At 72.4% G+C, this 11,150-nt stretch carries 10 protein-coding genes; 2 read left to right on the forward strand and 8 right to left on the reverse strand.

Going from position 1 to position 11,150, the window contains the following annotated elements:
* From LDL48_RS35255 to LDL48_RS35270, 4 genes are all read right to left on the reverse strand, one after another.
* Positions 1-741, reverse strand: a complete 741-nt coding sequence (locus tag LDL48_RS35255) for a pseudouridine synthase (protein ID WP_225259475.1) — start codon at positions 739-741, stop codon at positions 1-3.
* Positions 728-2,194, reverse strand: coding sequence for an SMC-Scp complex subunit ScpB (gene scpB / locus LDL48_RS35260; protein WP_372472259.1), 1,467 nt, complete (start codon positions 2,192-2,194; stop codon positions 728-730). Before scpB ends, LDL48_RS35255 begins: the two co-directional genes overlap by 14 nt.
* On the reverse strand, positions 2,191-3,330 hold the full coding sequence (locus LDL48_RS35265; RefSeq protein WP_372472262.1) for a segregation and condensation protein A: 1,140 nt from the start codon (positions 3,328-3,330) through the stop codon (positions 2,191-2,193). The genes scpB and LDL48_RS35265 overlap by 4 nt, the downstream gene beginning before the upstream one ends.
* Before the next feature lie 103 nt (positions 3,331-3,433).
* Positions 3,434-3,901 (reverse strand): Lrp/AsnC family transcriptional regulator, encoded by a 468-nt coding sequence (locus LDL48_RS35270; RefSeq protein WP_225259476.1) that lies wholly within the window; start codon positions 3,899-3,901, stop codon positions 3,434-3,436.
* Positions 3,902-3,996: 95 nt separating this feature from the next.
* Here LDL48_RS35270 and LDL48_RS35275 point away from each other — a divergent pair, with 95 nt between their 5' ends.
* A complete protein-coding gene (locus LDL48_RS35275) occupies positions 3,997-5,037 on the forward strand; it encodes a Glu/Leu/Phe/Val dehydrogenase dimerization domain-containing protein (protein ID WP_225259477.1) in 1,041 nt (346 codons plus the stop codon).
* Between the two features lie 64 nt (positions 5,038-5,101).
* Here the strand turns inward: LDL48_RS35275 and LDL48_RS35280 are convergent, their stop codons facing one another.
* From LDL48_RS35280 to ald, 4 genes are all read right to left on the reverse strand, one after another.
* Positions 5,102-5,770 carry a zinc metalloprotease gene (locus LDL48_RS35280; RefSeq protein WP_225259478.1) on the reverse strand — a complete coding sequence of 223 codons (669 nt, stop codon included), beginning with the start codon at positions 5,768-5,770 and terminating at the stop codon, positions 5,102-5,104.
* A gap of 33 nt (positions 5,771-5,803) precedes the next feature.
* Positions 5,804-6,736 carry a ParA family protein gene (locus tag LDL48_RS35285; RefSeq protein WP_225259479.1) on the reverse strand — a complete coding sequence of 311 codons (933 nt, stop codon included), beginning with the start codon at positions 6,734-6,736 and terminating at the stop codon, positions 5,804-5,806.
* A 154-nt stretch (positions 6,737-6,890) separates the two neighbouring features.
* A complete protein-coding gene (locus tag LDL48_RS35290) occupies positions 6,891-7,823 on the reverse strand; it encodes a site-specific tyrosine recombinase XerD (RefSeq protein WP_255629789.1) in 933 nt (310 codons plus the stop codon).
* Positions 7,820-8,935, reverse strand: a complete 1,116-nt coding sequence (gene ald / locus LDL48_RS35295; RefSeq protein ID WP_225259481.1) for an alanine dehydrogenase — start codon at positions 8,933-8,935, stop codon at positions 7,820-7,822. The genes LDL48_RS35290 and ald overlap by 4 nt, the downstream gene beginning before the upstream one ends.
* Positions 8,936-9,133: 198 nt before the next feature.
* Here ald and LDL48_RS35300 point away from each other — a divergent pair, with 198 nt between their 5' ends.
* Positions 9,134-11,125: a hybrid sensor histidine kinase/response regulator gene (locus LDL48_RS35300; RefSeq protein WP_225259482.1), complete on the forward strand. Its 1,992-nt coding sequence runs from the start codon at positions 9,134-9,136 to the stop codon at positions 11,123-11,125.
* Positions 11,126-11,150 lie beyond the last annotated feature (25 nt).

An 11,150-nucleotide genomic window follows, 5' to 3' on the forward strand; every position in this document is an offset into this window, starting at 1 on the left:
TCAGTCCCCGACGGCCTTGAACAGCGCGCCGATCTCCGCGGTCGACAGGTGCCGGAACCCGCCGGGCCGCATGTCGCCGAGCCGGATCGGCCCGACCGCGGTACGGATCAGCCGGGTGACCGGGTGCCCGACCGCGTCCATCATCCGCCGGACGATGTGCTTGCGACCCTCGTGCAGGGTGATCTCCACCTGCGCCGTCTTGCCGAGCGTGTCGACCAGCCGGAACGCGTCGACCTTCGCCGGGCCGTCCTCCAGCTCCACGCCGGACTGCAGCGCCCGCCCCACCGACCGCGGCAGCGGACCCATCACCTCGGCCAGGTACGTCTTGGCCACCCCGTACGACGGGTGCATGAGTTTGTGCGCGAGCCCGCCGTCGTTGGTCAGCAGCAGCAGGCCCTCGCTGTCGGCGTCGAGCCGGCCGACGTGGAAGATCCGCTGTTCGAACGTGCCGAGGAACTCGGCCAGCTCGTTGCGGCCCTTGTCGTCGTCCATGGTGGAGACGACCCCGCGCGGCTTGTTCATGGCCAGGTAGACCATCTTCGTGTCGGTGACGATCCGCTGCCCGTCGACCTTGATCTCGGCGGTGGCGGGGTCGACCTTGTCGCCGAGCGTGGCCACGCGGCCGTTGACGGTGACACGGCGGCGGAAGATCAGGTCTTCGCACGCGCGCCGGGATCCGATTCCGGCGGTTGCCAGGACCTTCTGCAGCCGCACGGTAGTGGCCGGATCAGCCTGAGGCATCTAGTACTTCTTCCACGTCGTCGGGTAGGAACGGAGCCAGCGGAGGCAGCTGGTCGACCGAGTTGAGGCCCAGTTTCTCGAGGAACAGCACGGTCGTGCGATACAGGTAGGCCCCGGTTTCGCTCTCCGTGCCGCATTCCTCGACGAGGCCACGGGTGACCAGGGTACGCATGACGCCGTCACAGTTCACACCGCGGATGGCCGAGATGCGCGACCGGGTCACCGGCTGCTTGTAGGCGACCACGGCGAGCGTCTCCAGCGCGGCCTGGGTGAGCCGCACCGACTGCCCGTCCAGTACGAACCGCTCGACGTACGCCGCGTATTCCGGCCGGGTGTAGAGACGCCAGCCACCGGCCGCGCGCCGCAGGTCGAAGCCGTGCCCGGCCGCGGTGTACCGCGCCGAGATGTCCTCCAGCATGGCGGCGACGCGCTCGGTGGGTTGCTCGAGGATCTGCGCCAGCTGCATCTCGCCGACCGGCTCGTCCACGACGAGCAGCACGGCTTCGAGCGCCGCACGCATTTCGGCGTCGTCCATCTCCGCGGGTGGTTCCGGTTCTTCTTCCTGGGTACGTCGGCCAGTGCCGCCGGCCGCACCGGCCGGGTCCCCACTGCCGCGCCCCTGCACCGGTATCGCCCCGCCGGCACGTCCCGCGGCACCGGCCGCCGCGGCGGCTACCGCCGTCTCTTCCCCGGTTTCCGGCTCTTCCTTGTCCGGCCGATCCGCATCCGGCTCATTCCCGCCCGATTCAGCCGCGCCCGGCTCACCGGCACCCGACTCGCCGGCGCCCAGTTCCGCCGGATCGGCGTCCTCGTCGGCGGCGTCCTCGCCGGCGGAGGACTCGCCAGCGGAGGACTCGTCGATCGAGGAATCCTCAGCGGAGGACTCGTCGATGTCCGGGACCTCCTCGGCGAACGGGAGGTCGATGTCGGCATCGTCGACCTCGTCGTCGGCCGCGGTGTCGAACACGTCACCGGCGTCGTCGCCGTCGGGTGGGAGGGGCGCGTCGACCGGGATGCCGGGCAGGTCGCTGTCCGCGTCCTCGACCGCGGCGGAGACCGACGGCGGCAGGGGTACCTCGGGTCCGCCGCCCATCTCGGTGGGTTCGAGCGGCTCCTCCCCCGGCAGATCCTGCGGCGCGTCGACGGTGGGAGCGCCCCCGGACTCGCCGGCCAGCGGTGGGAGTTCGGCGGGCACCTCATCCGCCGCCGGCGAGCCGCCGTCCGACTCACCGCCGTCTGGCTCAGCGCCGTCCGGATCGCCGGCCTCGGGGTGGTCGGTGTCCGGGTCGGGCTCACCCTCGGCGGGGGCGTCCGGTTCGTCGATGTCGTCGGAGACGTCCGGTTCGTCGGCAGCCGCGGCGTAGGCGGGGTCGGGCGGCCGCTGCGCACGTTCCCACGGCGGCACCCACGACGCGGCCTGGGCGGCCAGGGAGTGGGGGCGCTCGTCGCTCACGGCTTCTCCTGCGGGTCGTCGGTTTCGGTGGCGGTGGGCGCGGACTCGGCCAGAGCGGCGATGTCGTCGGCGGCGGCGGGCGCGGACCCGGCCAGAACGGCGATGTCGGCGTCGGTGGCGGTGGGCGCGGACCTGGCCAGAGCGGCGATGTCGGCGTCGGTGACCGCCTCGGCCGGCGGGGCCTCCGCCTGCTCGGGCGGTGCCGGTGAGCCCTCGTAGTCGTCGATGTCCAGGTCTTCTCCGGCGTCCTCGCCGCCGACCCAGCGCACGGTGAGTTCGTCCAGCGATACCGGTTGGTCGAATTCCACCAGGCCTTCGCGGTACAGCTCCAGCAGGGCGAGGAACCGGGCCACCACTTCGAGGGTGTTCTCGCAGTCCGCGATCAGCAGCGTGAACGTGGCCGACCCGGCCCGGCGGAGCCGTTCGCGCAGCAGGGTGGCGTGCTCGCGGACACTGACCCGGACCTGGTGGATGTGCGCGATGGAGACCTCGGGCGGACCCGGCTTGGGGGTGAACTGTTTGAGCGCCAGTTTGAACAGCCGCTCGGGCCCGATGCCGAGGACCAGGTCGGGAAGCGCTTCGGCGTACCGTGGCTCCATGGACACCGCGCGTGGCCACCGCCGGGCGCCGGTCGCTTCCAGCTCGAGCAGGTGGGCGGCGGCCTCCTTGAAGGCCTTGTACTGCAGCAGGCGGGCGAACAGCAGGTCGCGGGCCTCCAGCAGGGCGAGGTCCTCCTCGTCCTCGACCTCGGCGGCGGGCAGCAGCCGGGCCGCCTTCAGGTCCAGCAGGGTCGCGGCGACCAGCAGGAACTCGCTGACCTCGCCGAGGTCCCAGTCGTCGCCCATGGCGCGGATGTAGGCGATGAAGTCGTCGGTGACCTGGTGCAGCGCCACCTCGGTGACGTCCAGCTTGTGCTTGCCGATCAGCTGCAGCAGCAGGTCGAACGGACCGGTGAAGTTGTCCAGCCGCACGGTGAACTTGCCGGAGTCGACCTCGGCGGCGTCGGGGTCCACGACCGGCTCCGCGACCGGCTCGGCGGCGGGCTCGGCCTGGTCCACGACCGGCTCCGCGACGGGCTCGGCCTGGTCCACGACCGGGGCGGGCGGATCGATAGGCACGTGCTGACCGTAGACCACGGGTGTGACAGCCTGCTCCCGGCTCACCCTGCCACCCCCATGACGTCGGAACCAGCGTCCCGCCAAGGTCAACGGCGCGGGGGCCGTGAGGTGATGCGGGTGGTCAGGGGTCCAGGGGTTCGATGACCGGTTTGCGGGCGTGCTGGTAGATCACCGAGCTGCGGAACCCGGCGATCTCGCGCCGTCCGCTGAACTTGTCCATCAGGAACGCGTGCAGGCTGTCCACGCTGGGCACCGCGACGTGCACCAGGAAGTCGTCGCCACCGGCCACGACGAAGACGGACAGCACCTCGGGCAGGGCCATCGCGTACGTCTTGAAGCCCTCGATGACGGTGCGGCTCAGTGGCCGCACCTGCACGTGCAGCAGGGCCTGGACGCCGCGGTTGAGGGCGGGAAGGTCGACCTCGGCGTGGTATCCGGTGATGACGCCGCGTTCGCGGAGCGAGCGGACCCGTTCCAGGCAGGTCGAGGGGGCGATGCCGACCGCGCGGGCGAGTTCCCGGTTGGTCTGCCGGGCGTGTGCCTGCAGATGGGCCACGATCGCCGAATCTAGTTCGTCCACACCCGGCATTATGCGCCGCTCGGCGAACGTCGTTCGGAATCGGCTGGTCGGCACCGGTTGTCTGGTTACCGTCGACGCTGACGGGCGACCGGAGGAGGGTGCTGGTGTCTGGTGATCTGCACGCTGAGCGGGTGGTGCTGCAGCGCGGGGCGCGGTCGGGGTTGCCGGTGATCGTGGCGGTGCACTCCACGGCGCTCGGGCAGGCGCTCGGCGGGTGCCGGCTGGCGCAGTACCCGGACTGGCGCTACGGGCTGGCCGACGCGCTGCGGCTGGCCGCCGCGATGTCCGACAAGTGCGCCCTGGCCGGGCTGGCCCACGGTGGCGGCAAGACCGTGGTCGCGCTGCCGCCGGGCCGGGTTCTGGATCCGGCCGGGCGCCGCGATCTGCTGCACGACGTGGGCGACGTGATCGCGTCGTTCGGCGGGACCTATGCCACCGGGCCGGACGTGGGCACCGGGCCGGACGACATGGTGACGATCGCCGAACGTACCCCGTGGGTGTTCTGCCGTCCGGTGCCGGCCGGCGGCAGCGGCGACTCCTCGGAGTACACCGCGGTGGGGGTGCTGGCCGCGCTACGCGCGGTGGCCGCGCACCGGTTCGGTTCCGCCGACCTGGCCGGACGGAGCTTCGCGGTGCTCGGGCTGGGCCGGGTCGGCGGGTCCGTGGCCCGGATGCTCGCCGAGGCCGGCGCCACGCTGCTGGCCGCGGACGTGGACGCCGGCAGGCGGGCACTGGCCGAGGGGTACGGCGCCACCTGGGTCAGTCCGCACGACTGCCTGACCGCCGACGTCGACATCCTGGTGCCGGCGGCCCTCGGTGGCCTGCTCACCGCGCGGTCGGTGCCGGAGCTGCGCTGCGCCGCGATCGCCGGCCCGGCCAACAACCAGCTCGACTCCCCGGCCACCGCGGACCTGCTGCACGAGCGCGGCATCCTCTGGGCACCGGACATCGTGGTCAGTGCCGGCGGCGTCATCCACGCGGTCGCCGTCGAGCTGCACCACGAGACGTCGGCGCAGGCCACCGCCCGGGTGCGCGGCATCGGCGGGACGCTCACCGCCGTCCTGGACACCGCGCGGGCCACCGGCAGCACCCCGGCCGCCGCCGCCCGGCACCACGCCGACCGGCTAATCGGGCCGACCGGCTAATCGGGCCGGGCGGGCTGAGCGGGCCGGGCGGGCTGAGCGGGCCGGGCGGGCCGAGCGGATCCGGTCAGCCCCAGAGGCGCAGGAACACGGTGCCCAGCAGGTCGATCAACAGCAGGATCAGCGGGTACGACAGCGGGAAGAAGCAGCAGGCCAGCAGCACGATGACGCCGATGTTCTTCTCCTGGAACCACAACCGGTAGCCCTGCATGCCGGGGCCGGGCACCCGCTGGGCGCACCAGAGCAGGCCGAAACCGTCCAGCGGCGGCATCGGGATCAGCGACAGCAGGCCGAACGCGAGCAGGCCCACGGCGAGACCGAGGAGGAACTGCGCGGGGTACGGGGCGTAGAACTGGCCGCGCAGGACGTCGGACGGGCCCAGCAGGTCCAGCGAGTCCGGGTACGCCAGCGTGAATCCGAGGAAGACCAGTTGCGCGGCGACCAGGGTGGCCACCGGTCCGGCCGCGAACACGGCGGCGGCCCGCCCGCGGCCGGCGGCGCGGGGTACCTCGTCCACGTCGATGATTTTGCCCCAGCCGGGTCCGCCGACGGCGGCGGCGACCGCGCCGAACGGGTCCAGGTCCTCACGCAGCCGGGGGGTCACCGGTTCGCGGCGGCCGGTGAGGTGCAGGCGGCGCGCGGTGAGCCGGATGGCCGTGGCGCGCAGCATCACCGCGAGCAGGAAGGAGAGGACGAGGCCGGCGAAGATGACCGGCTGGCCGAGCGCGAACAGCAAGGCAGGAGACCTTCAGTGGTGGTCGAGGACGGGCTAGCTGCGCTCGGCCTGGGCGGCGATGACCTCGCGGGCCAGCTGGCGGTAGTTGCGGGCACCGGAGGACGCCGGGTCCAGCGACGTGATCGGCGAGCCGGCCACCGTGGACTCCGGGAACTTCACGGTCTTGGTGATGACGGTCTGGTACACCTTGTCGCCGAACGCCTCCACGACCCGCTGCAGCACCTGGCGGCAGTGGGTGGTGCGGCTGTCGTACATGGTGGCCAGGATGCCCTCGAGTTCGAGGTCGAAGTTGAGCCGCTCCCGCACCTTGTCGATGGTGTCGAGCAGCAGCGCCACGCCGCGGAGGCTGAAGAACTCGCACTCCAGCGGGATCAGCACGCCGTGCGCGACGGTGAGCGCGTTGATCGCGAGCAGGCCCAGCGACGGCTGGCAGTCGATCAGGATGAAGTCGTACTCCTTGCGCACGGTGCGCAGCACCCGTGCCAGGGCCATCTCCCGGGCGACCTCGTTGACCAGCTGGATCTCGGCCGCGGACAGGTCGATGTTGGCCGGCAGCAGGTGCAGTCCGGCCACGTCGGACTTGATGATCACGTCTTCGGCGGTGACGTCGTCCTGCATGAGCAGGTTGTAGATGCTCAGGTCGAGGTTGTGCGGGTTGACTCCGAGACCCACCGAGCAGGCGCCCTGCGGGTCGAAGTCGACCAGCAGCACCTTGCGGCCGTACTCCGCGAGCGCGGCACCGAGATTGATGGTCGTGGTGGTCTTGCCCACCCCGCCCTTCTGGTTGGCCAGGGCGATGATCCGCGCCGGGCCGTGCCGATCGGTGGGCATCGGCTCGGGGATCGGGCGGCGCACCGTGTACGCCGTGGGGTCGGCCGGACCCAGGTCGGCGCCCAGATCCAGGGAACTCTGCTGTTCCCGGAGCGCCGAAGTCCAGGCCTCCGCGCGATCGCCGTTGCCCGCCATGTCCGTCGCCCCCTCCCGACCCGCAGCCTCTCACCCGAGTGTGGATTCCGTTGTCCGCAGCGGGTCGGCTCAGCCGATGCCCGACTGTACGCCACACACGCCGCCCGGCCGGGGTCAGCCGTTCGGCGTGTCGCAAGCCACGGGTGCACATGTCTCAACGAGCGCGGGGATGGGCGGTCGCGTACACCTCGCGGAGCCGGTCCACGGTGACCAGCGTGTAGACCTGCGTGGTGGTGACCGAGGCATGTCCGAGCAGTTCCTGCACCACGCGCACGTCGGCGCCGCCGTCCAGCAGGTGGGTGGCGTAGGAGTGGCGCAGCGTGTGCGGGCTCACCGCGTGCGGGCCGTCGGTGGGCAGCCCGGCGGCCCCGGCGGCACGGTGCAGGATGGTCCAGGCGCTCTGCCGCGACAGCGGGCCGCCGCGGGCGTTGAGGAACACCGCCGGGGTGCCGCGGCCACCGGCGGCCAGCGCCGGCCGGGCCCGCACCAGGTACGCCTCCAGCGCCGCCTTCGCGTACCGGCCGACCGGGACCAGCCGGGTGCGGCCGCCCTTGCCGTGCAGCACCGCGGCCGGGTGCTCGGCGCCCAGGTCCAGGTCGTCGACGGCGGCGCCGACGGCCTCGGAGATGCGGGCGCCGGTGCCGTACAGGAACTCCAGCAGCGCCCGGTCGCGCAGCCCGAGCGGGTCGTCGCCGGCCGCGGTGCCGAGCAGCCGTTCCACCTGATCCACGCCGAGCGCCTTGGGCAGCCGCTTCGGCGGCGCCGGTGGGCGTACCTCGCGGCTCGGGTCGTCCGGGGTCAGGCCCTCCCGCAGCGCGAACCGGTGCAGCCCGCGGACGGCGCTGACCGCACGGGCGGCGGACGCGGTGGACAGCGGCGGGTGGTCGGCGTCGCCCTCGCGCAGCCCGGCCAGATGCGCGGCCACGTCGGCCGGGCGGACCGCGGCCAGGTCGCCGACGCCGGCCGCGGCCAGCGTCGCCTGGTAGCGGTCCAGGTCCCGCCGGTAGGAGGCGAGGGTGTTGCGGGACAGGCCGCGCTCCACCATCAGGTGGTCGAGGTAGGCCTGGACCGCCCGCTGCACCGTCAGCTGAGTACCTCGGCGAGCGGCCGGACCCGCATGCCGTGTGCCTCGGCGACCGGACCGTACACCACGTGGCCGTCGTGGGTGTTGACGCCGAGCGCCAGTGCCGCGTCGCGCCGCACGGCGTCGCGCCAGCCCCGGTTCGCCAGCTCCAGCGCGTACGGCAGGGTGACGTTGGTGAGCGCGTACGTGCTGGTGTGCGGCACCGCGCCGGGCATGTTCGCGACGCAGTAGAACATCGAGCCGTGCACCGGGTAGACCGGGTCGGCGTGCGTGGTGGGCCGCGAGTCCTCGAAGCAGCCGCCCTGGTCGATGGAGATGTCGACGAGCACGCTGCCGGCCTTCATCCGGGACACCAGGTCGTTGGAGATCAGGTTCGGCGCCTTCGCGCCCGGCACCAGCACCGCGCCGATGACCAGGTCCGCGTCCACCACGGCCTTCTCGATCTCGTACGCGTTGCTGGCGATGGTCTGCAGGTGCCCGCGGTAGTCGGCGTCGGCGGCGCGCAGCCGGGCGATGTTCTTGTCCAGCACCAGCACCTCGGACTGCATGCCGAGCGCGATGGCGGCGGCGTTCATGCCGGAGACCCCGGCGCCGATCACGACGGTCTTGGCCGCGTACACCCCGGGCACGCCGCCCATCAGGACGCCGCGGCCGCCGCCGGAGCGCATCAGGTGATAGGCGCCGACCATCGGCGCGAGCCGGCCGGCGACCTCGCTCATCGGCGCGAGCAGCGGCAGCGACCGGTCCGGCAGTTCCACCGTCTCGTACGCGATGCCGGTGACCTTGCGGTCGATCAGCGCGTCGGTGCACTCCTTCGACGCGGCGAGGTGCAGGTAGGTGAAGAGGACCTGGCCGGAGCGCATCCGCCCGTACTCCTCGGCGATCGGCTCCTTGACCTTGAGCACCAGGTCCGCGGTGCCCCACACGTCGTCGGCGGAGTCGAGGATGGTGGCACCGGCCGCGACGTAGTCCGCGTCGCCGATCGACGAGCCGGCGCCCGCCCCGGCCTGGACGTACACCTCGTGCCCGGCCCGGGTGAACTCGAAGACACCCGCGGGCGTGATGGCCACCCGGAACTCGTTGTTCTTGACTTCGGTGGGAATGCCGACCTTCACGAGCCGACACCGTCCTTTCCTCAACGCTGAGTGACATCCCGGGGGCTGCAACGCACCCTACTGTCCCACACAGTGGAAAGGACAGATCTCCGGCGACGTTCGCCCGTCCGTTCGCCCGGCATGGCCCGTTCGGTACCGGCCCGATCCGGGCGTTCCGCCCCCGGGACGGCCCGCACCCGGTTAGCGTCGACAGATGGGGTGCGCACACCGGCCGCGGACCGCACGGCGACCATGATGCCGCTCGCCGGCTCGGGCGACGCCGCGCTGCTCAACGCCGCACCGGACGCCATCGTGGCGGTCACCGTCGAGGGCACCATCACGCTGGTCAACACCCAGACCGAACGGCTGTTCGGATACCGCCGCGAGGAGCTGCTCGGCGGCAACATCGACATGCTGGTACCGGAGGCGTACCGCGGCGCGCACCCGGAGCACCGCCGCCGCTACCTCACCGACCTGCGCCCCCGGCCGATGGGACCGGGCAACCAGCTCGCCGCCCGCCGCAAGGACGGCACCGAGTTCCCGGCCGACATCTCGCTGTCGTCCATCGACACCGGCGACGGGCTGCTGGTGGTGGCGGCCGTCCGCGACGTCACCGACCGGATCCGGGCCGAGGAGAAGTTCCGCGGGGTGCTCGAGGCGGCGCCGGACGCCATCGTCGGCATCGCCCGCGACGGCCGGATCGCGCTGGCCAACGCCCAGGCCGAACACCTGTTCGGCTACACCCGCGAGGAGCTGATCGGCCAGGTCATCGAGATCCTGGTGCCGGAGCACGCCCGCGGTGTGCACCCGGCGCACCGGGACCGGTACTTCGCCCGGCCGATGCTGCGCCCGATGGGCGCCGGCATGCAGCTGTCCGCGCGGCGCAAGGACGGCGTGGAGTTCCCGGTCGAGATCAGCCTCTCCGCGCTGGACACCGAGGACGGCCCGGTCGTGCTGTCCGCCATCCGCGACGTCACCGACCGCCTCGAGATGCAGGCCACCCGGGAACGCCTGAAGAACCAGGCCGAACGCGAACGCCTGGAGGCGCAGCTGCAGCAGTCGCAGCGCCTGGAGAGCCTCGGCCAGCTGGCCGGCGGGGTGGCGCACGACTTCAACAACCTGCTCGCCGTGATGCTCAACTACACCGCGTTCGTCGCCGAGCAGATCACCGACGCCGCGGCCGACGACCCGACCGGCGTGTGGACCGCCGCCCGGCACGACATCGCGCAGATCCTGCGCGCCGGCGAGCGGGCCACCGAACTCACCCACCAGCTGCTCGCGTTCGGCCGCCGGGAGGTGGTCCGGCCGCAGGTGCTCAACCTCAACGTCGTGGTGCGCGAGGTGCAGCAGCTGTTGCAGCGCACCCTGGGCGAGCACGTCCAGCTGCACACCGACCTGGTGGCCGACTGCCGGCGGGTGCTGGCCGATCCCGGACAGCTGGAACAGATCCTGGTCAACCTGGCGGTCAACGCCCGCGACGCCATGCCGGAGGGCGGCACCCTCACGATCGGCACCGCCAACCGCCAGCTGGACGCCCGGACCGCGGCCGAGCATCCGAACCTGTCCCCCGGCCCGCACGTGGAACTGCGCGTCTCCGACACCGGCACCGGCATCGACCCGGAGATCGCCGTCCGCGTCTTCGAGCCGTTCTTCACCACCAAGCCCAAGGGCCAGGGCACCGGCCTGGGCCTGGCCACCGTGTACGGCATCGTCACGCAGGCCGGCGGCAGCATCGTCATGCACTCCGCGCCCGGCGCCGGCACCGCGTTCACCATGCTGCTCCCGGCCACCGACGCGGAACTGGTCGAGCCGGAGCCGCTACCGCCCCGGATACGCACCCGCGGCGGCGAGACCGTGCTGGTGGTCGAGGACGAGGAGGCGCTGCGCGAGGTGACCTGCCGGATCCTCACCCGCAACGGCTACCGGGTGCTCACCGCGGCCGGCGGGCCGGAGGCGCTGAAGCTCGCCGAGCACCTCACGGACCCGGTCCACCTGCTGCTCAGCGACGTGATCATGCCGCACATGCTGGGCACCGAGCTGGCCGCCAAGATGCGCGAGCTGCGCCCGGACTGCCGGGTGCTGTACATGTCCGGCTACGCCCAGCCGATCCTGGCCGCCCAGGGCACCCTGGCGCCCGGACTCGCACTGGTGGAGAAGCCGTTCTCCGAACCCGACCTGCTGCACTGGGTGCGCCAGGTGCTCGACGCGTGAGCGCGCCGCGGGGGGGGGGGGGGGG

This window comes from Jidongwangia harbinensis, from assembly GCF_020216025.1.
Taxonomy (GTDB): Bacteria; Actinomycetota; Actinomycetes; order Mycobacteriales; family Micromonosporaceae; genus Actinoplanes; species Actinoplanes harbinensis.

Bases quoted from the DNA above. Each gene is read 5' to 3' on its own strand.
- LDL48_RS35255 (WP_225259475.1), bottom strand. From the start codon at position 741: ATGCCTCAGGCTGATCCGGCCACTACCGTGCGGCTGCAGAAGGTCCTG.
- LDL48_RS35270 (WP_225259476.1), bottom strand. From the start codon at position 3,901: ATGCCGGGTGTGGACGAACTAGATTCGGCGATCGTGGCCCATCTGCAG.
- LDL48_RS35285 (WP_225259479.1), bottom strand. From the start codon at position 6,736: ATGGCGGGCAACGGCGATCGCGCGGAGGCCTGGACTTCGGCGCTCCGG.